Source organism: Streptomyces sp. NPDC054796, assembly GCF_053611545.1.
In genome coordinates this window covers 139,747-164,116 of record NZ_JBSHAO010000013.1, presented here as the reverse complement: position 1 = coordinate 164,116, position 24,370 = coordinate 139,747, and the positions used below count along the sequence as shown (strand labels likewise).

Genomic DNA, 24,370 nt, shown 5'->3' with positions numbered 1-24,370 from the left:
CCCCTCCGAGGGGCCGCGACGCACACGAACCCGGACGCGCCGTCAGGACGTACCGCCGCCCCCGAAGACCGTCCGCAGTTCGGCGAGGTTCTCCTGGGTGACCTTCCAGAGCGCGTCCTGGCGCTCGCGGACGTCGGCGACGGCGGCGGCATGCCCCGAAAGCAGAGCGGTGCCCCGCTCCGAGAGCACTGCTCCGAGATCGGAGCGGTGCACCGAAAAGCCCCACTCCGGGCGTCCGATGTCGGCGAGGAAGTACGCCATCTTCGGGTGCGAGACGAGGCTGAGCACGGGCGTGCCGCAGCCGAAGGGGATCATCGTGGCGTGCCCGCGCATGCCGATCACGAGCGCGGCGCGCGCGTACACGTCGTAGATCTCCTCGTTCGACGCGTCGTAGAGCGGGTCGACGGGCAGCGTGATCCCGTGCTCGCGCCGCAGGTCCCGTACGAACCGTTCGTCGGCGGGCATGTGCGCCGCGTACCGCACCCGCGCGTGCCGCCCCAGCCTCCGCACCGCGTGGGCCATCTGCTCCAGGAACTGCCCGTAGTCGTGCCCGAAGCGCAGGCCGGCGCGGTCGTAGGCGCAGTTGAGGAGGACGGGGCCGAGGCCGTCGCCCGTACGGGGTCCGGGCTCGGGCTCGCGCCAGCCGGGGATCAGATGGCGGGCGACGGTCGTCGGGCACGGCTGGAAGCGGACGCGGTCCCGCAGGCGCGCGGGCAGCAGTTCGCGTACCCGCTCCACGGAGCCATGGTTGCGCAGCCCGAAGAAGGCGGAGCGTTCCACCAGGGCCCGCAGGCTCTCCCGGAACCGCCGCTCGCGCCACGAGGCCGATTCCGGGCCAGAACCCGGACCGCCGAACGACTGCCCGTCGAAGACGTTGTAGCCGACGGCGAACACCGCGACCGGCACGGTGATGCGCGCGATCGTCTCGTCGGTGACGTTCCACTGCCAGGCGCTGTTGCCGTTGGGCCAGGTGTCGGGGAGGAAGAGGCCGCCGCCCCCGATGACCAGGCCACGGCGGGCGTTGACCCGCTCCAGCTCCTCCTCGCCGAAGAGCCGGTGCACGGGTACGGACAGCCAGCGCTCAGGACCCGTGTCGGCGCCGAAGCACATGCGCACCGACTCGGGCAGCACCTTGTCCCCGGCGTTCTCCTGGCCCGTGGAGTAGAGGGCCACGTGCGCCAACTGTTCCGTCGCACGCGAGGAGGGGGCCGGGGCCGGCGGGGTGGCCTCGGCACGCAGCAGGAGGGCGCGGCACGCGCGGTTGCCCGGCTCGGCGTCCAGGCCGTCGCGCGCGTACGTACGCGCGCTCGCGTCCCGCCCGCGCAGCCACGCCGCCTGGGCGAGCCGCGCGAAGGCCGAGGCGGCGACGTGCGGTGCCGCCGTGGCCAGCAGCAGATGGGTCTCGGCCTCGTCGTAGCGGGATACGGCCATGAGCGCGGCGCCGAACGTCTCGTGGAAACGCGGCTGGTCGGCCTGCACCCGGTCGGCGACCCGCTCCAGCAGCCGCACCGCCTCCTCGTAGCGGCCCTGCCCGTACAGGACGAGGGCGAGTTCGCGGGTGAGGTTGACCGGGGGCCGGGGCACGGCGAGGAGGGGGCGGGCGAAGTGCTCGAAGAGTTCCGGGTGGCGGGAGCCTTCGGGCAGCGCGCAGTAGGCGGCGCGGAACGCGTCGACGTCGGTGGGCGCGCCGTCGGTGGGCTCAGGCCCTGGCCCGTCAGATCCTGGCCCGTCCGGCCCTGGGTGGTGGACCGTGCCGCGCGCTCGGAGGAGCGGGCCCAGGTCGCCGGGCACGGGCGCGACGGGGTCCAGCACGATGAGGGTGTCGTAGCCGCGCTCCGTGCGGACTGCTTCCCAGGAGCCCGTGCCCGGCGGGGGTACGGGAATGAGGCGCGGGTGCAGGCTGTGCGTCGCAGCGTCGAGCGCGGAGCCGGGGTCGGTGCCGTCGTCGTACGGGACGAGGAAGTCCTCGCACACCCCGGGGTGGGCCAGCGCGAGGCCGCGCAGCAGTGCGGGGAGCGCGGACGGCCGGTCCGTTTCACCGTCCGCCGCGAAGGCGATCCGGCGCTTGCCGACGTGCCCGGAAGGAGAGGAAGAGGAGCCGGGGACCCCGTGGGAGTGCGCCGTCACCGCAGCGCCGTCCTCAGTCCCGTGCTGCCGCTCCGCGCGCGCTCCATCACCCATCTCCGTTCCTCCGTGCGCAACTGCCCCGGCAGTGCGAACCCGATCAGGTCGATGCGCGGGCTGACGTCGAGGAAGTCGAGCAGCCGCAGCACCGTGAACCCCGTCGTGGGGTTGGCCCCCCAGCCGCTCTCCCCCACCAGGGCCGGGTCGGCGACGGGGCGGCGCAGCGACGCGTCGCCCACGTAGCGCTGCGCGCCGGGCACCATCCGCCGCACGGCGCGCTGCCAGGCGTCGCCCGGGTCGCCGAAGACGAGCCGGGTCTCCACCTGGGGGCTGTGCCCGAAGTCGTGCCGGTGGAAGACCGCGTGCACGTCCGTGCGCCGCCCCGTGCCCGAGGTGCGCGACGTACTCGACGTGTCCGACGTACTCGACGTGCTCGACGGCGTACCCGTCGCACCCGGTGCGCCGAAGGCGTCGATGCGGACCACCACCCCGTACGCGTCTATCTCGTCCCCCATGCCGCTGGCCGCGACCCGCGCCGCGTTGGAGACCACGCACACGGTCCGGCCCGCTATGAGATTGCGCAGGTCGCCGACGCCGAGAGGTTCGCCGCCGCCGAGCAGCGGGTCGGCCATCCGGTCCTGCTCGGTGAGGCGGCAGTACGTGCCGTAGAGCGCGGAGAGCCGTCGCACGGCGGGCTCGGAGGCGCCGTGTTCATGGAGCCGGGCGCTGACGCAGGCGGTGAAGGCGGCACGTACGCGGTCGGGCGGCGCCTCGTCCGCGACGGCCCCGGTGAAGGCGCGGTCCCGCTCCCCGGACACGGCGGCACCCGTGTCCGCGTCCGCGCCCGCGTCCGTCGAACCTGCGCCCTCAGCGGCATCGTCCGCGCCGACCAGGCGTACCGCCTCCGCGAGGCAGTCGCGGCGTTCGCGGAGGGTGCCCAGTCGGAGGGTGGCGGCGCGGGCGCTGTCGCCGTCGGCCAGTTCGAGGTACCGCTCGTAGGCGCCGACCGCCTGCTCTCCCCTGCCCAGGGCCTCCAGCGCACGGGCGCGCAGGCGCCAGGCGCCGCGTGAGCGGGCGCGCAGGCCGAGTGCGGCGTCGGCGAGGGCGACGGCCAGCGTCAACTCGCGCTCCCCGCCCACTTCGAGAGCACTGCTCCCACTCTGGAGCAGTGCTTCGAGCAGACGGTCCTCAACGGGCGGGCCGGTGTGCGGGCCAGCTTTCGGCGCCCCCGCTCCCGCCTCCGCGTTGACGCCGAGCAGCGTGCCGAGCGAGGCGGCGAGCCGTACGCGCCCCTGTCCTGCCGCACCGGGACCGCCGCCCTCGTCCGCGTCCTCGCCGAGGGCCGCGACGTAGTCGGCGCAGCTCCGCACGCACCCGGTGGGCAGGACCCACGGCGCACGCCGCGACCGCGAGGGCCACGGTGCCCGTGTCCGTGCCCGTGCTCGTGCCTGTGCTGGCCACGACCTCAGACGCATCCCCATGCTTCTCCACAATCCGGAATCCGGCGGCAGGATGCCGAACTGTGCCGCACGCGCGGCCCGTCACACATGACGGCCGCGCGCCGGGGAGGTGAACAGTTGCGGAACCGGAAGAGCGTCGCGCGCCGTTCCGCCAGGCCCGCGCCGCGCCGCGCCGTCCTCCAGAGCACTCAGGCACTCAGGAGTTGAGGAGTTGAGGAGTTGAGGAGTTCAGGCGTTCAGCGCTTCCAGGCCCTCCGCCGCGCGGATCGCGTCGCGGTAGGCGCGGGCAGCGGCACGCAGCGCCGCCTCCGGGTCCGTGCCCTGGGCCTGGGCGCGGACGGCCAGGGCCAGCAGCTCGTACCCGATCCCGGCGCCCTCCCCCGCACCCGCGCCCACGTCCTCGCCCTCGTCCCCGTCCCTCGGGAGCGGCACATCGAGACCGGCCGTACGGGCCCGTCCCGCCAGCTTCGCGGCGAGCGCCAGCGCGGGCTGCCCGACGGGCACCCCCTCCGTCACCGAGTCCCGCTGCTTCTCGGCGGCCTTCGTGCGCAGCCAGTGCTCCCGTACGTCCTCGGCGGTCTCGGCAGCCTCCTCGCCGAAGACGTGCGGGTGACGGCGGATCAGCTTCTCGACGATGCCCCCGGCCACGTCGTCGATGGCGAACGGCTCGTCCGGGTCCTCCTGCGCGATGCGCGCGTGGAAGACGACCTGGAGCAGCACGTCCCCCAGCTCCTCGCAGAGCGCGCCCCTGTCCCCCTCCTCGATGGCCTCGACGAGTTCGAAGATCTCCTCGATGCCGTACTTCGCCAGCTCCTGGTGCGTACGGGCCCCGCTCCACGGGCACTCCGCGCGGATGCGGTCCATGACCTGGACGAGGTCGAGGAGCCGGGCGCCCGGCAGGTCGTAGGAGCCGGGCAGCAGCTCCAGGTCGGGCATCGTCTCGCGCCCGGAACCGGCGAGCCGCGCCAGCCCGTCCGTCAGCCGTGGCTCGCCCTCGGCCGTCGCGATGACGACGACGGTGTACGCGCCCCCGTCGCCCCCGTCGTCCCCCGCGCCCCCGGCCGCCGCGCACTCGTCCACCAGCTCACGCGCCGAGGGCAGCTCGCCCGTCTCGACCTGGACGCCCGCCTCGCGCACGTAGGGGAGCTGCGGATGCGCGGGGTCGGCGCACAGGACACGGTCGGCGGTGCGCAGCGCCTGCCAGGCGGGCCAGGAGAGCAGGCCGGGCGCGACGCGGTGAGTGGTGGTGAGCAGGATGACGCGGCCGGTGCCGGGGCCGGTCCCGGAGCTGGATTCGTTCACTCCTCGAACGTAACCCACGGCCCGACGCGCGCTCTCCCCGATTTCCGCGCGGGGCCGGAGACCGGGCGGCCGGGCGGCCGGGCCGGGTCCGGCCCGGCCCGGCGCCGCCGCGTCACATCTGCTGCTGCGCCTGCTCCGCCTGCTTGCCCGAGAGGTCGCGCAGCCAGGGGTCCTCGGCGTTGGCGAGCGTGGCCTTCTTCGTGTCCCACTTGCCGAAGCGCGGGTTGACGTCGACGTCCATCGTCTTGGAGGTCTTGGCGAAGCGTTCGTTCAGCTGCGCGCTGCCCTGCGGGGACTGCGGATCGATCCCCTCCGCCTTGGCGATCTTCTCGACGGCGAGCTGCATGCGGATGCGGTCGTTGATCTCGCCGGGCGCGATGGCCTGCTGCTGGAGCAGCATCGCCTTCATCTGCTTCTCGCCGCCCGCCTGCTGGGCCAGCGCGCCCCGCATCTCCTGGACCTCGCGTCGGCTGACGGAGACCGAGGACTCCTCGGCCGCCTTGCTGACGATCAGATCGCGGATCATCCCGTCCAGGGTGGCGCGGGTGAGCTGACCGCTGCTCTTGATCATCTGCTCGCTCTGGGGCGCGGCACGCTGCGCGTCCCGTACGGCACCGACCCGCGACTGAAGCTCCGCCACACTGATCCGGTCGCCCTTCACGACCGCCGCCGCGCCCGGGTGCGCGTCGTTGCCGCACGCGCTGAGCAAGGGGACCGCGACGACGATCGCTGCGGCGGCGGAGACGGTGAGCGCGGACCTTCTGCGGTGGCTGTGCATGTGGCCTCCTGGCGGCGGCGAGCGTCGTGCGACGGTGCATGACCTGGCGGTGATCGATGTTAGGCAGTCGATGTGGCCGTGACCACTGATTCGACACTGATTGGCCCTGATTCGACCAACGACCCGCGCCGCGACGCGTGGCGCCGCCGCCCCTCCGGAAGGGACGGCCCCGCCCGGAGCGACGCGTTCGGCCGCCCGCTCGGACCCGGCTCAGTCCCGCCTCAGCCGCCGCACTGCGTCAGCATCATCCGCTTGTCCGCGCTGGTCACCGGCATCTCGTACTTGACGGCGACCTGCGCGAAGCGCGTCACGTACGCGCAGCGGATGCCCTTGTACGGGGGCAGCCAGGAGGCCGGGCCCGCGTCGCGCTTGGCGGAGTTGGCCGGGCCGTCGACGGGGAGGAGGTTGAGCGGGTCGTTGGCGAGCTGCTCGCGCTTGCTCTCGTTCCAGCGCGCGGCGCCGAGCTGCCAGCCGTACGAGAGCGGCACGACGTGGTCGATCTGCACCGATGTGGCGTTCTGCTTCCGCCACTCCAGGGACTTGCCGGTGTACGGGTCGGCGAGGGTCAGCGAGATGACGACGCAGTCGGAGCCGGAGCGGAAGCGGATGTCGTCGCCGTCGCGCTTGAGCAGGTCGTTGCGGGTGTCGCAGCCGTTGCGGCCGAGCGGTATGCCGTCGACGGTGTCCTTCCACGCGTAGCCGAACTCGTCCCGCTCGTAACCGGTCTTGGGGCCGCGGCCCTTCGTCTCCACCTTGCCGATGAGGTCGCGGGCCTCGGCCTTGTCGGCGTCGGAGGTGAGGGGGGCGAGGCCCGGCTCGGTGCCGTCGGGGTTGTCGAGCGGGCTGACGGCACGCCCGTCGCCGCCCTGGCCCTGGTCCTGGCTCTGGTCCTGGCCTTGGCTCTCGCCCTTGTCCGTGTCCACGTCGACGGCGTCGCATGCCGTGCCCGCGAGGAGCAGGGCCGCGGCGACGAGGGGGGCGGCTATGGGGTGACGTGGCACGAGCGGTATCCCGTCGGAGGTGGTGGGCGGAGGGCTGGGCGGTGCGCGGAGGGCTGGGCGACCACGCTAACCCGGGCCGACGAAACCGTGCCGCCGGTACGGCGACCGGCCCGGTGCTGCCCGTGTGCCCGTGGAACGGCCTGGGGAGGGAAAACCGGTTGGTGCCCCCGACGACCGGTGCTGGAATGCGCGGATGGACCCTGCCGCCGTACTCGCCCTGTTCGACGACCAGATGCGCCGCGCCCACGGCCCCGGAGGCCGGGTGCGGCGCGAGGACGGGGAGAACGGCGGCTGGTGCGGCGTCGTGTGGTCGGCGCTCGACGAGACGACGGCGGACGCGGCCATCGCGGAACAGGTGCGCTGGTTCACGGCGCGGGGCCGCGAGTTCGAGTGGAAGCTGTACGGGCACGACACCCCCGTCGACCTCCCCGTACGGCTGCGAGCCGCCGGATTCGCGGCCGAGCCCGAGGAGACGCTGATGGTGGCGCCCGCCGAGGGCCCGGCCGCCGTCGCGGAGCCGCCGGACGGGATCGAACTGCGAGAGGTGACGGACGAGTCCGGCATCGGCCTTGTGGCCGACGTCCACGAGGCGGCGTTCGGCACGAGCGCGGACCGGCTGCGGCAGCAGTTGCGCGCACAGTTGGCCGACGAACCGGAGGCCGTCGGCATGACCGTCGCCGTGTCCACCGCCGACGGGCGTCCCGTGAGCGCGGCACGCCTGGAGCTGCACGAGGGTACGGACTTCGCGAGCCTGTGGGGTGGCGGCACGGTGCCCGAGTGGCGGGGGCACGGCATCTACCGCGCCCTGGTCGCCCACCGCGCCCGCCGCGCGGCCGCCCACGGCTACTCCTACCTCCAAACGGACGCCCTCCCCACGAGCCGCCCCATCCTCCAACGCCTCGGCTTCACCCCTCTGACCACGACGACGCCGTACGTGTACGCGCCGTAAGGCGTCGCGCTTCGTAAAGGGCCCGGCGACCGCTCACCGGCCCACCAGCTCGATTCGGTCCGTCGGGCCTTTGACGGCATCCGATGTAACAATTACGGTTACGTCGAAGGAGGTGGTCACGTGGCGGGCAACAGCCAGCTCACCGTGGCAGCGCACGCCCTGACGTGGATCGAGCTGCACCGTCGACACGAAGAGGGAGTCGCGACGTCCGAGAGGATCGCGGGGAGCGTCAACACCAACCCCGTCGTGATCCGGCGGCTGCTCGGCCGGATGCGCGATGCCGGGCTCGTCCACTCCCGGCGAGGCGCCGAGGCGGGATGGGTACTCGCCAGGCCACTGGAGGACATGACCCTGCGGGACGTGTACGAGGCGATCGAGCCAGCGCCGCTGTTCGCCGTGCACCGCTCCGAACCCAATCTCGACTGCCCGATCGGCTCCGGCATCCGGCCCGTGATGCGTCACGCGTACGCACGCGTCGAGGAAGCCGTTCGCACCGAGTTGCAGCACATCACGCTGGCCGACGTACTCACGGATGTCCTGGCCGGCCCCGACCCCTCAGAACTGGAGCATTGATCTGCCATGGGGCAACTTGACGGAAAGACCGCCGTCGTCACCGGCGGCAACAGCGGAATCGGATTGGCCAGCGCCAAGCGATTCGCCACCGAGGGCGCGCATGTGTTCATCACCGGGCGGCGGCAGGAGGCCCTTGACACCGCGCTTTCCGAGATCGGTCCGAACGCCACCGGCGTCCGGGGCGACGTGTCCGACCTCGCCGATATCGACCGGCTCTACGCCGCCGTCGCCGACCAGGGGCGACGCGTGGACGTGCTCTTCGCCAACGCCGGCGGTGGCGAATTCTCCACCCTGGAGCAGGTCACCGAAGAGCACTTCGACGCCACCTTCGGCACCAACGTGAGGGGCACCCTCTTCACCGTCCAAAAGGCGCTTCCCCTGCTGAACGACGGAGCCTCGGTGATCCTCACCGGCTCCACCTCGGCGGGTTCCGGTGGCGAGGCGTTCGGCGTCTATGCCGCGTCCAAGGCGGCCATCCGCTCCTTTTCCCGGACCTGGGCCAATGAGCTGAAGCACCGCAAGATCCGCGTCAACACCCTCGTCCCCGGACCCATCGCCACACCCGGCAACGCCGGCCTCGCCCCCAACGCCGATGAGGCGGCCAAGCTGTGGGAGCACTTCGCGAGCCAGGTTCCCCTGGGCCGCATGGGCCACCCGGACGAGGCAGCCGCCGCGGCGCTCTTCCTCGCCGGCGACCAAAGCAGCTTCGTGACCGGTACCGAACTCTTCGTCGACGGCGGCCTCAACCAGATCTGACCGCCGCCCGCCGGCACGGGGCCGGTCAGGAAGCAGCGTCGCCGGTGCGAAGTTGCTCGTTGAGGCGCTGCGCCTCCTCTAGCTGGTCCTCGAGGATGACGATGCGGCAGGCGGCTTCGACAGGCGTCCCGGCGTCGACGAGTTCACGGGCGCGCGCTGCGATGCGCAGCTGGTAGCGGGAGTAGCGACGGTGGCCGCCTTCGGAGCGCAGGGGTGTGATCAGGCGGTGTTCGCCGAGGGCGCGGAGGAAGGCGGGGGTGGCGCCGAGCATTTCGGCGGCCCGGCCCATGGTGTAGGCGGGGTAGTCCTCGTCGTTGAGGAGATCGACGGGGCGGGTACGTCGGGTACTGCGGGTACTACGGGAACTGCGAGGGGGCATAGACCTCTTCTTTCGCGGGCACGTCGAGGGGCCCGGGTGCCGTACTGGCACCCGGGCCCCGAGCTTTCAACACCATCTACCGGCTTACTGCACCGGCCTTCGTATTCCGCTGGTCCGCCTGGGAGGGCGGAGGCGCGGGGATCGCGGCTGCGTGACCGGGGACCACCTTCCAATCCGGGGCCTGCGGTACCCGAGCGGTGCTCTGCCTCGCCCGGGCGATCCTGATGGCGTCTGCTCCTTTACTTCATTCGCGTTACTCGGTCGTACTGCTGGATTCTGCGGGTACTGCTGGTACTGCACGCTGCGGCCCCTGGGGCCGCCCGGCCCGGCAGCCAGCGAGGGGACCCACCATTTCCGGCCCCGCCACTCCACTGCCGTTCCGCATCCTGCTGGTACTGCTCACACGGCAGTTCGTCTCTGCCGTGTCCTCTTGGACTTCTTGGCTACGGGGAAAACACTAGCCCCGACATGCGCCAATGTCTACCTCAGCCACAGTAGATTTTCGTCAACCCTGGCAGTCGGAGTTCTCCCACCCACATGGAGGAAAAGGTGCCTCCACGGGATCGAAGCCCTGCGCGAGGGGCACGGCCCCGCACCCAGTGCCGCACCCAGTGCCGCAGCAGGTGACATGGCGAGCCAGAAGTGCCGGCTGTGTGGGGTGGCGGGGGCCGTGTTGCTCGACGTCGAATTCGGTGGTGCCGGGCTCGTAGTCGACGGCTGCCCAGGAGTTGGTGGCGGGGTGGGCGAGCCACAGGGTGAATTCGCCGGAGTCGTCGTCGGGGCGGCCGACGTTGTAGCGGATGCCGGGGTGGTGGATGCCTGCATTGAAGGCGGCGTCGGGGTCGCCGAGGACGGCGCGGGGGTCAAGGTGCGTGCGGGAGGTGGTGGTGCCGCCGGGGTGGGTGTCGACGATGGCCATGACGTCCCGCTGGATGGGGGTGATGCGGTCCCACATGAAGGCGGTGTCGTCGATGACGGGGCCTGACACGGTGCCGTGGCCGGTGGCGGTGAGGCGGAGCAGGACTCCGTTGTGGAGGCCGGTGCCGTAGGGGGTGACGAGGATGCCGTCGGGTGCGAGCTGCTGGAGCAGTGGGGGCGGGATGGCGGGGAGTGCGTAGGTGACGATGATCCGGTCGTAGGGGGCGCGGTCGGGGTGGCCGTCGGCGGCGTCGCCGGTGATGATCAGCGGGCTGTGTCCGGCGGTCTGGAGGGCGTGGCGGGCGGTGTCGGCGAGACGGGGGTCGTATTCGACGCTGACCACTTGGCGGTCACCGCAGCGGTGGGCGAGGAGTGCGGTGTTGTAGCCGGTACCGGTGCCCGCTTCGAGGATCCGGTGGCCGCCGGGCTGGGGGTCGAGGGCGGCGAGCATGCGGGCGACGACAGTGGGCTTGCTGGCGGAGCTGGTGGGGATCTGTGTTCCGGCGCTGGTGTCGAGGTGGGTGACGACGGGTCCGTCTGCTTGGGCGGCGGTGTGCCAGGTGTCGGGGTGCTGGGCCCGGTCGATGGGCCGGTAGTGGCCGTCGGCGTCGGGGAGCCAGATGCGGTCGGGCAGGAATGCGGCTCGGTCGATGGCGGCGAAGCTGTCGTGCCAGGCGGGGTCGATTTCCCCTGACGCCTGGAGAGTGCCGGCCAGGGGGGTCACTTCTTCTCCGGCCGTTTGGGGTGGGGTGGCGGGATGGGCCGTTCCGGCTTGTGCCGTCCTTTTCAGCGGGGTCCTGTTTGCCGCTGTGTTTGCCCCCGGCCGCCTCCTTCTGCTCACCGTTGCCGGTGTTGTCCGGTTTCACGGTAGGGATCTGGTGGAGGTAACGGGAGGGTGCGCGGGCGGGTCACGGCGGTGCGGAACCGGCGCGTGCTCGGAGCCTGTTGGGCTGCCTTTCAGCACCGTGCGGCACCTTTCCTCACCGGCTCCCCCTCCCGGACGGCTCACCCCTTCACCGGCCAGCACGCCGATCCGCGCGACCAGTTCCCCCACGTCGGCCTCGGCTTCTGCGGTGTGTGTCGGTGCGGGGCGTCATCGACCGACGGCAGCAGACGGATTTCCGTACTCTGGCCCCTCGGGAACTGTCATTCGCACTGACGGGGAGGACCTGAGGTCAGACATGGTCCGCAAGAAGGCTCTGGAGGTCACGACTCGGCAGAGCGCTTGAGGGAGCGCAGGTCAGGAAGGGTGGTCCCCGCGCAGGCGGGGGTGGTCCCCAGCTTGTGGGGCGGACCTTCGGACGCCCCTTGTGGTCCCCGCGCAGGCGGGGGTGGTCCGTGTGTAGGTGTACTTCGGCTTCATCTGCGCGAGTGGTCCCCGCGCAGGCGGGGGTGGTCCGGGGATCGGGGCGGCGAGCGCGTGAACATCGGTGTGGTCCCCGCGCAGGCGGGGGTGGTCCCGCCGAGTGCACCGAACTCCTGGAGCGGCGCCCGTGGTCCCCGCGCAGGCGGGGGTGGTCCGGAGCAGAGCAAGGGTCCTATCGCTGAGCTGGAGTGGTCCCCGCGCAGGCGGGGGTGGTCCCGTCTCCCACAACGCTTCCCACGGTCCGGGTCCGTGGTCCCCGCGCAGGCGGGGGTGGTCCGTTCGCGATCAGCGCGGTCTTCCCCGACCCCATGTGGTCCCCGCGCAGGCGGGAGGGGTGGTGCTGCGGGCCGAGTGTGAAGGCGGGCTCGCAGCACCCCCGCGCCTCATCGGCCCGGCGTGGTGGCGTACCAGAGAGCGCCCAGCGGGGCGGCTACGGCGAGCCAGTAGAGCACGACGTCGGCCCGCCCCCTCATGGTGTCGCCTCCCCCGCCGGGCCGCCGGAGTCCTCGAGGTGCTCCGCCCGCAGCCAGTGCGGGGCGCAGTGGCGCCCTGCGCAGATCACCGCGCACGGCACACGGCACGCGTAGAGCATCCCGCCCGGGCCCGACCCCGACTCGATGACCTGGACCAGCACCGCATCCGCACTCCACTCCCCGCACTCACAGCACAGCCTCTCCATCACCGGTCGCCACCGCCCTCACCCGCACGGCAACGGGCACACGCACACGGCGGGAACACCATCGAGATCTGCGGGGGTTCGCCCCCGCCTGACCGCACGACCCGTCGTGGCCCAGCGCCCACCCGCGTGCCGTCCGGTCTGACGCGGTAGACGCGCAGCGTCATGCGTGTCGCGGACGTGGACACGGACACAGACACTGACGTGTCCCTTGCTGCGGCCGGACCAGGGGAGGGTGACATGGCGTTACCCCTTCTCAGCGGTGAGTGGTGGAACAACCAGACCGCGAGGCATGCTGTGGGTACCAGCGGCGACCCGTGCTCCGCATTTGGGTATGCGGTGAGCGCATAGCCGTTGAGCGGGCCGGTCCTGGTCCATGTACCAAGGGTTGCCAGGGGGCGTCGATGAACTGGTCAGCACAGGCGATCCGGAACGCTTCGGGGGCCGGGGACTACGGCAGGGTCGTCCGGCTCGCCCGCAACGCCGCAGGCGTCTCGCAGGGACAGCTCGGCGAGGCATGCGGGATCAGCCAATCGGCGGTGTCCCGGCTCGAAGGCCACGGCGACGCCTCGTACGACATGACACAACTGGCCAAGGCCGCAGCGTATTTGCAGATCCCTCCAGCGCTGGTCGGCCTCGCCGATCACGCAGCGGCGCTTGCCGCACAACTGGATGGGACCGACGTGGAACGGCGTAACTTCCTCACCGGCGCAGCCGCGGTGGCCGCCTCCCCGGCGATCGGGGCGTTTCCCGCTGCCCGGGCATCCGCCATGGAAAGCGACCACGCTTCCGCTCTGAAGCTGGCTACGACGGCCTTCCGCCGCTTGGACGGTTCAACTCCATCACGACAACTGACGGAACCCGTGCTCGCGCACCTGCGCCTCACCCAGACGCTCGCCGGAGAGGCCGAGGATCAGGAGCACCGCACCCTCCTCGCCGCCGCAGGCAGTGAGGCAGCCAGCTTCGCCGGCTGGCTGGCCTGGGACATGGGCGACAACGGGTCTGCCCGCACGTGGTACGGCTCAGCCGTCAACGCAGCTCGGCGGTCGGGCAACACGCTGCTGGAGGCATACCAGTTGGGGAGCCTGGGTCAGTTCGAGGCGAGCACGGGGAACCCCGCACAGGGTCTCGGTCTCGTGGGCTTCGCGCGTCGACGGCTGGGGGAGCGACAGCCGACGGTCGTCGCCGCCTGGCTGGCGACGGTCGAGGCGTTGGCCCACGCGGCGGCAAGGGATCGTCAGAGCGCCGATGCGGCCCTCGTTGAAGCCTCGCGCCATGCGGATCGGCTCTCGGCGGAGCAGCCTCCGCCATGGCCATGGGTGTTCCCCTTCGACAGCGGGAAGGTCGATGCCTGTCGTCTCTCCTGCGGTGCACTGCTGGGCATACCCGGCTGGGTTCTCGACGGGCAGGCCGCGACAAAGGCCCTGTCATCAGGCCACGAGAAGCAGCGTGCCCTGCGGACGCTCGACGTGGCCATGGCCCACATGGCGGCCGGGCGCCTGGACGGCGCCTTCGCGCTGGCCAGCCGTGCCGTCGAGACAGGGCTGCGCTTCCGCTCGGGACGCATCCTGGAGAAGGCCCGCGCCATGCGCCGCAATTTCCCTGTTACCAACCCGCCCAAGGTCGTGCGGGACTTCGATGAGCGGCTGCACGCCGTCTATCTGTAGACGGCGTGCGGCTGCTGGAAAAGGAGCTGACATGCGCCTCGGCATCACCGGGCACCGGGGTCTCCCCGCCACGGTCGAACGGGCGGTCCGCGCGGCCCTCGCTGACGAGGTGGGGCGGTACGGGGCCGACGCGCTCGTCGGGGTGTCGTGTCTCGCCGACGGGCCCGACGCGTGGTTCGCGCGGGCCGTGCTCGATCGTGGTGGGCGGATCGAGGCCGTCGTCCCCGCACGGGCGTACCGGGACGGGCTGCCCGCCTGGCATCACGCCACGTACGACGACCTGCTGAGCCGCGCAGTCGAGACGCACCGCACCGGGCTCGACGCGTCGGACGCGCGGGCCCATATGGCGGGCAGCGAACTCCTGGTCGGGCTCGTCGAGCGGCTCGTCGCCGTGTGGGACGGGCAGCCCGCGCGGGGGTACGGCGGCACCGCCGACGTGGTGGCGTACGCGCGTCGGACCGGCGTACCCGTCCACGTCCTGTGGCCCGAAGGGGCGAGCCGGGACTGAGCCCGGCCCGCAAACCCGGCCCGCCCCACGCACCGGCCCCGGCGAACCCCGAACCCGGCGCGGATCGGCTACGAGCCGACGACCGTCGTCAGGAACTCGCCCACCCACGCCAGCAGTTCGCGCCCCACCACCGGCTTGCCGCCAATCCCGCCCCCCGACTTGGGCCGGGGAACCAGCACCTGGTGGGCGGCGGACTTGATGACCGAGCGGGGATAGAGCCGCTTCAGGCGGAGTTCCTGGGACTCGCGGAGTTCCACGGGGCTGAAGCGGACGTTGTTGCCCTGGAGGGTGATGTCCGTGACGCCGCAGGCGCGGGCCAGCATGCGCAGGCCCGCGACCAGGAGAAGGTTCTCGACCGGTTCCGGCAGCGGACCGTAGCGGTCGGTGAGTTCCTCGCGGACCGCTGCGATGTCCGCCTCCGAGTTCGCGGAGGCGATGGCCCGGTACGCCTGGAGCCGCAACTGCTCGCCGGGCGCGTAGTCGTGCGGGACGTGCGCGTCGACGGGCAGTTCGATCTTGACCTCCAGCGGGGCCTCCTCCTCCGCGCTGTCCGGGTCGAGCGCCGCGCGGTAGTCGGCGACGGCCTCGCCGACCATCCGTACGTAGAGGTCGAAGCCCACGCCCGCGATGTGACCCGACTGCTCGCCGCCCAGCAGGTTGCCAGCGCCGCGGATCTCCAGGTCCTTCATCGCGACGTACATGCCCGCGCCCATCTCCGTGTGCTGCGCGATGGTCGCCAGCCGCTCGTGCGCGGTCTCCGTCAGCGGCTTCTCGGGCGGGTACAGGAAGTACGCGTAGCCCCGGTCCCGGCCACGGCCGACGCGCCCGCGCAACTGGTGCAACTGCGAGAGGCCGAAGTTGTCGCCGCGCTCCACGATCAGGGTGTTGGCGTTGGAGATGTCGATGCCGTTCTCGACGATCGTCGTGGAGACCAGCACGTCGAACTTCTTCTCCCAGAAGTCGACCACCACCTGTTCCAGCGCCTGCTCCGACATCTGCCCGTGCGCCGTGGCGATCCTGGCCTCCGGCACTGCGGCCCGCAGCCGCGCCGCCGCGCGGTCGATGGACTCGACGCGGTTGTGGATGTAGAAGACCTGGCCCTCGCGCAGCAGCTCGCGCCGCACCGCCGCGCCGATCTGCCGCTCCTCGTACGGGCCGACGAAGGTCAGCACCGGGTGCCGCTCCTCCGGCGGGGTGGTGATCGTCGACATCTCGCGGATGCCCGTCACCGCCATCTCCAGGGTGCGCGGGATGGGCGTCGCGGACATGGTGAGGACGTCCACGTTGGCGCGGAGCTTCTTGAGCTGCTCCTTGTGCTCGACGCCGAAGCGCTGCTCCTCGTCGACGATGACCAGGCCCAGGTCCTTGAACTTGGTCTCCGAGGAGAAGAGCCGGTGCGTGCCGATGACGAGATCGACGGTGCCGTCGCGCAGCCCGTCGAGCGTCGCCCGCGCCTCGGTGTCGGTCTGGAAGCGGGACAGGGCGCGGACGTTGACGGGGAACTGGCCGTAGCGCTCGGTGAAGGTGCTGAAGTGCTGCTGCACGAGCAGCGTCGTCGGGACCAGGACCGCGACCTGCTTGCCGTCCTGCACCGCCTTGAACGCGGCCCGCACGGCGATCTCCGTCTTGCCGTAGCCGACGTCGCCGCAGATCAGCCGGTCCATCGGGACCGACTTCTCCATGTCCTCCTTGACCTCGCCGATGGTGGTGAGCTGGTCCGGGGTCTCGGCGTACGGGAAGGCGTCCTCCAGCTCCCGCTGCCAGGGCGTGTCGGGGCCGAAGGCGTGGCCGGGGGCCGCCATCCGCGCGGAGTACAGCTTGATCAGGTCGGCGGCGATCTCCTTGACCGCCTTCTTCGCGCGCGCCTTGGTCTTCGTCCAGTCGGCGCCGCCGAGCCGGTGCAGCGACGGGGCCTCGCCGCCCACGTACTTGGTGATCTGCTCCAGCTGGTCGGTGGGGATGTAGAGGCGGTCGCCGGGCTGGCCGCGCTTGGCCGGGGCGTACTCGACAAGCAGATACTCGCGGGTCGCGCCCTGCACCGTGCGCTGCACCATCTCGATGTAGCGGCCGACGCCGTGCTGCTCGTGGACGATGTAGTCGCCCGGCTGAAGCGTGAGCGGGTCGATCTGCTTGCGGCGCCTCGCGGGCATGCGGGCCGCGTCCTTGCCCGCCGCCTTCTGGCCCGACAGATCGGTCTCCGTCAGCACGGCCAGCTTGAGCCCCGGATCGACGAAGCCGTTGTCGAGGGAGCCGCAGGCCACATGCACGACCGACGGGGTGATCGTCTCCAGCTCGGAGTCGAGCCGGGCCGCGATGTTCTCGCCGCCCAGCACCTCGACGGTACGGGCCGCCGGACCGTGCGCCTCCGTGACGTACACGCACCGCCAGCCCTCGGAGAGCCAGCCCTTGGTGTCGGCGAGCGCGCGAGCCGTGTCGCCCCGGTACGTCTCGGGCGCGTGCATGCCCAGGGTGAGGGTGTCCAGCTCCGGGTCCGCGTCGTCCGTGGCCGCGAACGGGCTCACCGACCACCACATCATGCCCAGCTCACGGGCCCGCTCGCGCACGTCCGCGATGCCCCACAGGGAGGCCGCGTCCACGTCGATGGGGGCCGCGCCGCCGCCCGCCGTGGCGGCCCAGGACGCCTGGAGGAACTCCTGCGAGGTGGCCACCAGGTCGGCGGCGCGGGTACGGACCCGCTCCGGGTCGCACACCATGGCCATGCTGCCCTGGGGCAGCACGTCGAGCAGCAGCTCCATCTCGTCGACGAGGACCGGAGCCAGCGACTCCATGCCCTCGACGGCGATCCCCTCGGCGATCTTGGAGAGGAGTTCGTCCAGCTCGGGGTGCTCCTGCGCGAGGGCCGCTGCCCGCTCGCGCACGTCCTCTGTCAGCAGCAGCTCACGGCACGGCGGCGCCCACAGGCCGTGCTCGGCGACCTCCAGCGAGCGCTGGTCGGCGACCTTGAAGTAACGGATCTCCTCGACGTCGTCGCCCCAGAACTCCACCCGCAGCGGGTGCTCCTCGGTGGGCGGGAACACGTCCAGGATGCCGCCGCGCACGGCGAACTCGCCACGCTTCTCCACCAGCTCGACGCGCGCGTAGGCGGCCGCCGCCAGCCCGTCGACGACCTCCTCCAGGTCGATGTTCTGGCCCTGGCGCAGCGCGACGGGCTCCAGGTCACCCAGGCCCTTGACCTGCGGCTGGAGCACGGAACGCACGGGTGCGACGACGACGCTGACGGGACCCGTCGCCGGGTCGGCAGGGTCCGGGTGCGCCAGGCGGCGCAGCACGGCGAGGCGGCGGCCGACGGTGTCGGAGCGGGGCGAGAGCCGCTCGTGGGGCAGGGTCTCCCAGGACGGGAACTCGACGACGCCGTCCGGCGGCAGCAGCGAGCGCAGGGCCGCCGCCAGGTCCTCCGCCTCGCGGCCCGTCGCGGTCACGGCCAGTACGGGGCGCTGCGCGGAGCGGGCGAGCGCGGCGACGGCGAAGGGGCGCGCGGCCGGGGGGCCGACGAGATCGACGTGGTGCCGGTTGCCGTCGGCGGCGGCCTTGACGGCCTCGTCGAGCGCGGGGTCCCGCACGACGGCGTCGAGCAGTCCGTTGAGACTCATGAAGGGCGTTCCGTCCCGTGGGTGGGCTGGGGGTGGCGGTGGGCTACCCGGGGCTGGACAGCGCGGAGGCCCGGACACGCGGGGCGCGGCCGGGGCCTCCAGCGTACGACGCTGCGAAGGGCCGCGGTGCGGTGTGTGGTGTGGGCGGGCGCGACGTCACCGGCCCCGTACCCCTGCGTGGTGCGGGGCCTCGCGGGGCGCCGTGTGTGGTCCGGGGGCGCGAGGTCACTGGCTCCGTGCCCCGACATGGCCCGGCCTCTCCCCCGCCGCTCAGGGTGACTCGGCACTGCTGGGATGCGCAGTCGGGCGGCTCGCCGTCGCGGCGGACAAGAGGATGCGGCCCCGAGCAAAGGTGCCGCTCACCCCCGCCGCTCAAGGTGACTCGGCACCGCCGGAATGCGCCGTCGGACGGCTCGCCGTCGCGGCGGACAAGAGGATGCGGCCCCGAGCAAAGGTGCCGCTCACCCCCACCGCTCAAGGTGACTCGGCACCGCCGGAATGCGCCGGCGGGCGGCTCGCCGTCGCGGCGGACAAGAGGGTTCGGGGGCCCGGTTGCGCCGCTGGACGGCGCCAGGCGGGGTGGCTCGGCGCCGCTTCATGGGGTGGCCCCGCGCCCCGCGGAGAGTGCTCGGGGGGGGCGTCAGGGGGTGGTGAAGGTGCGGCGGTAGGCGCCCGGGGTGGTGCCCAGGTGGGAGTGGAAGCGGCGGCGGAGGTCGACCGCTGAGGCGAGGCCGACGCGGGTGGCGATGGTCTCGACCGGCAGGTCGGTCCGCTCCAGCAGGATGCGGGCCGCATCGAGGCGCTGCCCGAGCAGCCACTGTCCGGGACTGATGCCGAGCTGTTCGGTGAACCGCCGGGCGAGGGTGCGGCTGGACAGTCCGGCGCGTTCGGCGAGGTCGTCGAGGGTCAGCCGGGTGTGCAGCCGGGAGGCGGCCCACTCCAGCAGCGGCGCCAGGGACTCGTCGGCCCTGGCAGGTGCGGGCTGTTCCGCGTACTGGCGCCAGCCGCCCTCCCGGTGCGGCGGCAGAACCATGTTCCGGGCGATCTGCGCCGCGTACGCCGCGCCGTGGTCGGTGCGCGCCGGATGCAGGCACAGGGCGATGCCGCCACCGAGCGGCGGATCGCGGACTATCTGGACCCGTGGACGTCGTCGCGGGTCCGGCGCTCCTGGACGGCCATGGCCGCGGCGGCCGACAGCCACTACACCCTCGATCTCGTACCGGCGCTGCGGCGGTCCACCACACCCAAGCTGCTGGTCTGGGGCGAGGACGACGGCTTCGAGAAGGTCGAGTACGCCGAGCGGTTCGCCTCGGAGATCCCGCACACCACACTCGTCCGCGTCCCGGGCGCGGACCACATTCCGACGGAGAACGCGCCCGCCCGTATCGCCCGCGCGCTCGCCGGTTTCTTCACGGCGACGTAGTGGCTCCGCCCGCACCGGCCCTCCGAGGAGAGGTCAGCGGCCCGCCGCGTAGCCCTGGGCGCCCCGGGGGTTGGCCGCGGCGGAGAGGAAGCCCGTCTCGGGGTCGCGGGCGACGGCGCAGAGGCGGCCCTCCGACCAGGGGTCGCCGACCGTCACGTCGTGCCCCCTCCGGCGCAGGGACGCGATGGTCTCCGCGCCGATCCGGGACTCGACGGTCACGCTGCCCGGTACGTGCAGCCGGGGGTAGAAGGAGCCGGGGAACGCCTCGGTGTGCCAGTTGGGCGCGTCGATCGCGCCCTGGAGGTCCAGCCCGCCCCGTACCCGCCCGCGCAGCGCCACCGCGAGGAAGAAGTGCAGGCTCCACTGGTCCTGCTGGTCCCCGCCGGGGGTGCCGAACGCCATCACCGGCTCGCCGTCGCGCAGCGCGAGGGAGGGCGTGAGGGTGGTGCGGGGGCGGCGGCCCGGGGCGAGGGAGTTGGGGAGGCCCGGCTCCAGCCACGTCATCTGGAGGCGGGTGCCCAGGGGGAAGCCGAGCGCGGGGATCACGGGGTTGGCCTGGAGCCAGCCGCCGCTGGGGGTCGCGGCGACGAGGTTGCCCCACCTGTCCACCACGTCGAGGTGGCAGGTGTCGCCCCGGGTGGCGCCGTCCTTCGCGACGGTCGGCTCGCCCGCGCCCGGCAGCGGCTCGGCCCCGGCCAGCGCCTCGGGCGACCACCCGTCCTGCTGCGCGCGCACATAGGCGGCCAGCCGCGGCGCGCGCCCGTCGGGGCTGCCGGGCCGCAGTTCCCAGGACGCGTCCGGGCCGACGAGCGCGCGCCGTTCCGCGTTGTACGGCGCGGACAGCAGCGTCTTGAGCGGTACGTCGGCGCCTGGCGCGTCCCCGTACCAGGCTTCCCTGTCGGCCATGGCCAGCTTCGCGCCCTCGACGAGGGTGTGCACGTACTCGGGCGTCCCGTACGTCTCCGGGCCGAGCCCGTCGGGGAGGAGGGCGAGTTGCTGGAGGAAGGCGGGGCCCTGGCTCCAGGGGCCCGCCTTGCACACAGTCCAGCCGTTCCAGTCGTGGCGGACGGGCTCCTCGTACGTCGCCTCGTAGCGGGCGAGGTCGTCCCCGGTGAGGACGCCCGCGTGGCGTTCGCCCGAGGTGTCCATGGCGGGGCGTGCGGCGAAGTCGGCGACGGCCTCGGCTATGAAGCCCTCGCGCCAGCAGCGGCGGGCCGCTTCGATCTGCGTCTCGCGGTCCGGGCCCGCCGCCTCGGCCTCGCGCAGCAGGCGACGCCAGGTCTGCGCGAGGGCCGGGTTGCGCAGGCGTTCGCCGGGGGCAGGGGGGCGTCCGTGCGGGAGGTAGACGTCGGCTGAGGTCGTCCACTCGGTCTCGAACAGTTCCCTTACGGTCGCGACCGTCGCGCCGATCCGCTCGACGGCCGGGTGGCCGTGCTCGGCGTAGCCGAGGGCGTGGGAGAGGACGTCGGCGAGGGGTTTGGTGCCGTAGTCGCGCAGAAGCAGCAGCCAGGCGTCGAAGGCGCCGGGCACGGCGGCGGCCAACGGTCCCGTGCCGGGGACGAGGTCCAGGCCGAGCCCCGTGAAGTGGCCGATGTCCGCGCCCTCGGGCGCCGGGCCCTGGCCGCACAGCACCCTTGGCTCCTCGCCCGCCGCGGCGAACACGAGGGGGACTTCCCCTGCCGGGCCGTTGAGGTGGGGTTCCACGACCTGGAGCACGAAGCCCGCCGCGACGGCGGCGTCGAAGGCGTTGCCGTCGTCCTCCAGTACGGCCATGGCGCAGGCCGAGGCCAGCCAGTGGGTGGAGGAGGCCATGCCGTGGGTGCCTTGCAGGGTGGGCCTGGACGTGAACACGCGCTTCCGCTTCCTTTCGGCCGGTCTTCCGCTTCGCTTCCGCTTCTGCTTCCGTGACGGCCGACTCCCCCGGTGCGCGGGTGGCCTGCTGCCCGATCGAGTGAACACGGCGTTCCGGATGCGTGTCCAGAGGGCCGTGGCCAGCCATGGCCAGCCCTGGCCAGGGACGTCACGCGCGGTGGCGGGCGGTCCGCGCCAGGGGAGGGCAGCCGCACCACCCCCGTGGACGCGGCTGCCCTCCCGTACCCCCGTACCGGCCCGTACCCCCGTACCGGCCCGTACCCCCGCACCGGCCGGAGGGGGTCACTCCGTGGCGATCGCGTTCAGCACGTTCATCCGTCCCGCCCTGAACGCCGGTACCAGCGCGGCCACGAGCCCCACGAGCGCCGAGCCCACGAAGACCGTGCCGATCGTCGTCCACGGGACCTCCAGCACGCCCAGGCCCTCAAGTGCCAGGAGCTGCTGGGCCGTGGCGCCCCAGCACATGCCGAGGCCGAGGCCGAGCAGCGCGCCGAAGAGCGCGATGACGACCGATTCGAGGCGCACCATGCGCCGCAACTGCCGCCGGGAGAGGCCGATGGCGCGCATCAGGCCGATCTCGCGGGTACGTTCGACGACGGAGAGGGCGAGCGTGTTCACGACGCCGAGGACAGCGACGATGATGGCGAGCGCCAGCAGCCCGTAGACCATGTTGAGCAACTGGCCGATCTGGTCCTCCAGGGTCTTCTTGTAGTCGGCCTGGTCGCGCACCACGTACTGCGGGTACGGCTCCAGCGCGGCCTTCAGCTCCTTGTACGCGGCCCGGTCCTGGCCCTCCCTGGCCGTGCCGAACATCATCTGGTCCAGCGGCATCCTGTCCGGGGCGACATAGCGGGCGACGGTGGTGATGTTCGCGTACATCGCGCCCTGGTCGAGCGCACTGTCGTCGGAGGTGATCGCGGCGACCTTCAGCTTCGCGGTGCGGCCGGCGGCGAAGTCGACGGTCAGGGTGTCGCCGACCTCGACGCCGTGCTCCTTCGCGTACTCCTCCCCGACGGACATGGCGTCCTTGCCGTAGGCGGCGGAGAGTTCGCCCGCCGTCGTCTCCCGGTGCAGGTCCTTCATGTACGAGGGCTCGGCCGCCGAGAGCACATCCCTCTCCTTCTTGCCGCCGGGCGGGGTGATCTCCGCTTCGACGGCCTTGTACGAGGTGACGTTGGCCAGCGCGCCCGCGTCCTCCACCCGCTTCGTCACGGCGGGCAGGATGGGCTGTATCCCGTTCTCGGCCTGGACGATGAAGTCGGTGCCGACGGACTTGTCCAGCTCGTCCGAGGCCGAGGCCACCATCGAGGAGCCGACGACGGAGAGCGAGGCGACGAGCGCGAGCCCGATCATGAGGGCGGCGGCTGTCGCACCCGTGCGGCGCGGGTTGCGCAGCGCGTTGCGCTCCGCGAGGCGCCCGACCCGGCCGAAGGGCCGCAGCACCACGACGCCCAGCACCCGCACGAACAGCCCCGCCAGCACCGGGCCGACCACGATGAACCCGACGAGCGTGAGCACCACGCCGCCGCCCAAGTAGAGGGAGCCCTGTCCTGCCGCGTCCGCCTGGGCCGCCGCGTACAGGCAGGCGCCGCCCCCGGCGCTGAGCAGCAGCCCGAGCACGGCCCGTACCCGCCCGGCCCTGCCGTCGGCGGGCGTGCCCGCGTCGCGCAGCGCGGCCATCGGGGAGATGCGGCCCGCGCGGCGCGCGGGGAGGTAGGCGGCCAGCACCGTGACGACGACGCCGAGCACGAGCCCGACGACCGGCGTCGTCCAGGAGACCGTCAGCTCTGAGGTGCTGAGGTTGATGCCGAGCAGGCTCATCAGCTCCATGAGCCCGACGGCGATCCCGACGCCGGCGCCCACGCCCAGCACGGAGCCGAGGGTGCCGAGCAGCAGCGCCTCGATGAGCACCGAGCGGTTGACCTGGCGGCGGCTGGCGCCGATCGCGCGCATCAGGCCGATCTCGCGGGTGCGCTGCGCGACGAGCATGGAGAAGGTGTTGACGATGAGGAAGACGCCGACCAGGAGGGCGATCCCGGCGAAGCCGAGCAGCGCGTACTTCATGACGTCGAGGAACCCGGCGATGTCCTCGCGCCCCTCGTCGGCGGCCTCCTTCTTGGTCTGGTAGCTGTAGCTCCGCTCGTCCAGCGCGTCCGCGACGTTCTTCTTGAGCAGTTCGTCCGTGACGCCGCTGTCCGCCATGACGGCGACGCTGGTGAACGCGTCCTCCTTGCCGAGCAGTTCGCGCTGTGCCGTGGCGGTGTCGAAGAAGACGATGGTGGCGCCCGGGTTGGTGACCTCGAAGGCGGCGATGCCGGAGATACGGGAGGTCAGCTCGCCGGTGGCGGCGAGGGTGCGGATCTCGTCGCCGACGCCCAGCTTGTGCTTCTCCGCCGTGTCCGCGTCGAGCATCACCTCGGTGGGGCCGCGCGGCGCGTGGCCCGAGGTGATGTCCATGGTGCGGCGGTCATCGGTGTCCCAACTGCTCGCGATGGTGGGGGCGCCGGTCGTCGAGCCGAGGTTCTCGTTGTCGGCGTCGACGACGGTGACGCCCGTGCTGGCGACGGTCCCCTGCGCCGACCGCACGCCCCGCGCCCCGCGCGCCTTCTCGACGGCGGAGGCGGGCAGCGTCTCGGGCCTGCCGCTGGCGGGGGCCTGGTCGCCGGGGGCCGCGTCCTTGGGGAGGACGGTCACATCGGAGGTGGAGGAGGCGAAGAGCTTGTCGAAGGTGGTGTTCATGGTGTCGGTGAACACCAGCGTCCCGCAGACGAAGGCGACCGACAGCAGCACGGCGACGGCGCTGAGCGCCATCCGGCCCTTGTGCGCGACGAAGCTGCGCAGCGAGGTCTTGAGGACGCTCATCGCATCCTCCAGCGGGGGCCGGCGGCGGTCCGTAACCCGTCGCCCTCGGTTCTGATCGCTACAGCCGTTGTCACTGCGAGTCCCCCTCGATCGGTTCCCCCGCGCCCTTCGCGGGCGGATGCGCGCCCTTGAATCCCCTGAGCCT

At 72.5% G+C, this 24,370-nt stretch carries 16 protein-coding genes, 1 pseudogene and 1 CRISPR repeat array; of the genes and pseudogenes, 6 read left to right on the top strand and 11 right to left on the bottom strand.

Annotation, left to right across the window (positions count from 1 at the left end; all coding sequences use genetic code 11):
* Positions 1-42: 42 nt before the first annotated feature.
* From ACWGJ2_RS14055 to ACWGJ2_RS14035, 5 genes are all read right to left on the bottom strand, one after another.
* The gene (locus tag ACWGJ2_RS14055; RefSeq protein ID WP_453346309.1) at positions 43-2,181 is read right to left on the bottom strand and encodes a polysaccharide pyruvyl transferase family protein; all 2,139 of its coding nucleotides are present in this window, start codon (positions 2,179-2,181) and stop codon (positions 43-45) included.
* Positions 2,124-3,494, bottom strand: coding sequence for a hypothetical protein (locus ACWGJ2_RS14050; protein ID WP_453346308.1), 1,371 nt, complete (start codon positions 3,492-3,494; stop codon positions 2,124-2,126). The genes ACWGJ2_RS14055 and ACWGJ2_RS14050 overlap by 58 nt, the downstream gene beginning before the upstream one ends.
* 318 nt (positions 3,495-3,812) lie before the next feature.
* Complete coding sequence (locus ACWGJ2_RS14045) at positions 3,813-4,886, bottom strand: nucleoside triphosphate pyrophosphohydrolase (RefSeq protein WP_453346307.1); 1,074 nt, start codon at positions 4,884-4,886, stop codon at positions 3,813-3,815.
* A 112-nt stretch (positions 4,887-4,998) separates the two neighbouring features.
* Entirely contained in the window at positions 4,999-5,664 is a 666-nt protein-coding gene (locus ACWGJ2_RS14040; RefSeq protein ID WP_453346306.1) for a SurA N-terminal domain-containing protein, read from the bottom strand.
* Positions 5,665-5,885: 221 nt separating this feature from the next.
* Positions 5,886-6,665, bottom strand: coding sequence for an HNH endonuclease family protein (locus ACWGJ2_RS14035; RefSeq protein ID WP_453346305.1), 780 nt, complete (start codon positions 6,663-6,665; stop codon positions 5,886-5,888).
* Positions 6,666-6,858: 193 nt separating this feature from the next.
* Here ACWGJ2_RS14035 and ACWGJ2_RS14030 point away from each other — a divergent pair, with 193 nt between their 5' ends.
* The 3 genes from ACWGJ2_RS14030 to ACWGJ2_RS14020 all read left to right on the top strand — a co-directional run bounded on the left by ACWGJ2_RS14030 (position 6,859) and on the right by ACWGJ2_RS14020 (position 8,943).
* Positions 6,859-7,614 (top strand): GNAT family N-acetyltransferase, encoded by a 756-nt coding sequence (locus tag ACWGJ2_RS14030; protein ID WP_453346304.1) that lies wholly within the window; start codon positions 6,859-6,861, stop codon positions 7,612-7,614.
* A 120-nt stretch (positions 7,615-7,734) separates the two neighbouring features.
* The gene (locus tag ACWGJ2_RS14025; RefSeq protein WP_453346303.1) at positions 7,735-8,187 is read left to right on the top strand and encodes an Rrf2 family transcriptional regulator; all 453 of its coding nucleotides are present in this window, start codon (positions 7,735-7,737) and stop codon (positions 8,185-8,187) included.
* Positions 8,188-8,193: 6 nt separating this feature from the next.
* Positions 8,194-8,943, top strand: a complete 750-nt coding sequence (locus ACWGJ2_RS14020; RefSeq protein ID WP_453346302.1) for an SDR family oxidoreductase — start codon at positions 8,194-8,196, stop codon at positions 8,941-8,943.
* Positions 8,944-8,968: 25 nt separating this feature from the next.
* On the opposite strand, the gene ACWGJ2_RS14015 is transcribed toward ACWGJ2_RS14020, so the two are convergent.
* A complete protein-coding gene (locus ACWGJ2_RS14015; RefSeq protein WP_453346301.1) occupies positions 8,969-9,322 on the bottom strand; it encodes a MerR family transcriptional regulator in 354 nt (117 codons plus the stop codon).
* 505 nt (positions 9,323-9,827) lie between these two features.
* Complete coding sequence (locus tag ACWGJ2_RS14010) at positions 9,828-10,964, bottom strand: methyltransferase domain-containing protein (RefSeq protein ID WP_453346300.1); 1,137 nt, start codon at positions 10,962-10,964, stop codon at positions 9,828-9,830.
* Positions 10,965-11,489: 525 nt separating this feature from the next.
* A CRISPR array of direct repeats spans positions 11,490-11,944; the repeat unit is 28 nt; unit sequence GTGGTCCCCGCGCAGGCGGGGGTGGTCC.
* Positions 11,945-12,686: 742 nt separating this feature from the next.
* Between ACWGJ2_RS14010 and ACWGJ2_RS14005 the strand changes: the two genes are divergently transcribed.
* Positions 12,687-13,949, top strand: coding sequence for a helix-turn-helix domain-containing protein (locus ACWGJ2_RS14005; RefSeq protein WP_453346299.1), 1,263 nt, complete (start codon positions 12,687-12,689; stop codon positions 13,947-13,949).
* Between the two features lie 31 nt (positions 13,950-13,980).
* The gene (locus tag ACWGJ2_RS14000; protein ID WP_453346298.1) at positions 13,981-14,457 is read left to right on the top strand and encodes a hypothetical protein; all 477 of its coding nucleotides are present in this window, start codon (positions 13,981-13,983) and stop codon (positions 14,455-14,457) included.
* Between the two features lie 68 nt (positions 14,458-14,525).
* On the opposite strand, the gene mfd is transcribed toward ACWGJ2_RS14000, so the two are convergent.
* On the bottom strand, positions 14,526-18,068 hold the full coding sequence (mfd, locus tag ACWGJ2_RS13995; protein WP_453346297.1) for a transcription-repair coupling factor: 3,543 nt from the start codon (positions 18,066-18,068) through the stop codon (positions 14,526-14,528).
* 640 nt (positions 18,069-18,708) lie between these two features.
* Positions 18,709-19,182 (bottom strand): annotated as a pseudogene (locus ACWGJ2_RS13990) (GlxA family transcriptional regulator); the annotation flags it as partial.
* On the opposite strand from ACWGJ2_RS13990, the gene ACWGJ2_RS13985 reads away from it, so the two are divergent.
* Positions 19,153-19,491, top strand: a complete 339-nt coding sequence (locus ACWGJ2_RS13985; RefSeq protein WP_453346296.1) for an alpha/beta fold hydrolase — start codon at positions 19,153-19,155, stop codon at positions 19,489-19,491. The pseudogene ACWGJ2_RS13990 and the gene ACWGJ2_RS13985 sit on opposite strands and share 30 nt — an antisense overlap.
* A gap of 33 nt (positions 19,492-19,524) precedes the next feature.
* On the opposite strand, the gene ACWGJ2_RS13980 is transcribed toward ACWGJ2_RS13985, so the two are convergent.
* Together ACWGJ2_RS13980 and ACWGJ2_RS13975 are read right to left on the bottom strand one after the other, a co-directional pair.
* Positions 19,525-21,342, bottom strand: a complete 1,818-nt coding sequence (locus tag ACWGJ2_RS13980) for a gamma-glutamyltransferase family protein (RefSeq protein WP_453346295.1) — start codon at positions 21,340-21,342, stop codon at positions 19,525-19,527.
* Positions 21,343-21,645: 303 nt separating this feature from the next.
* Positions 21,646-24,225 carry an ABC transporter permease gene (locus ACWGJ2_RS13975; RefSeq protein ID WP_453346294.1) on the bottom strand — a complete coding sequence of 860 codons (2,580 nt, stop codon included), beginning with the start codon at positions 24,223-24,225 and terminating at the stop codon, positions 21,646-21,648.
* Between the last annotated feature and the right edge of the window lie 145 nt (positions 24,226-24,370).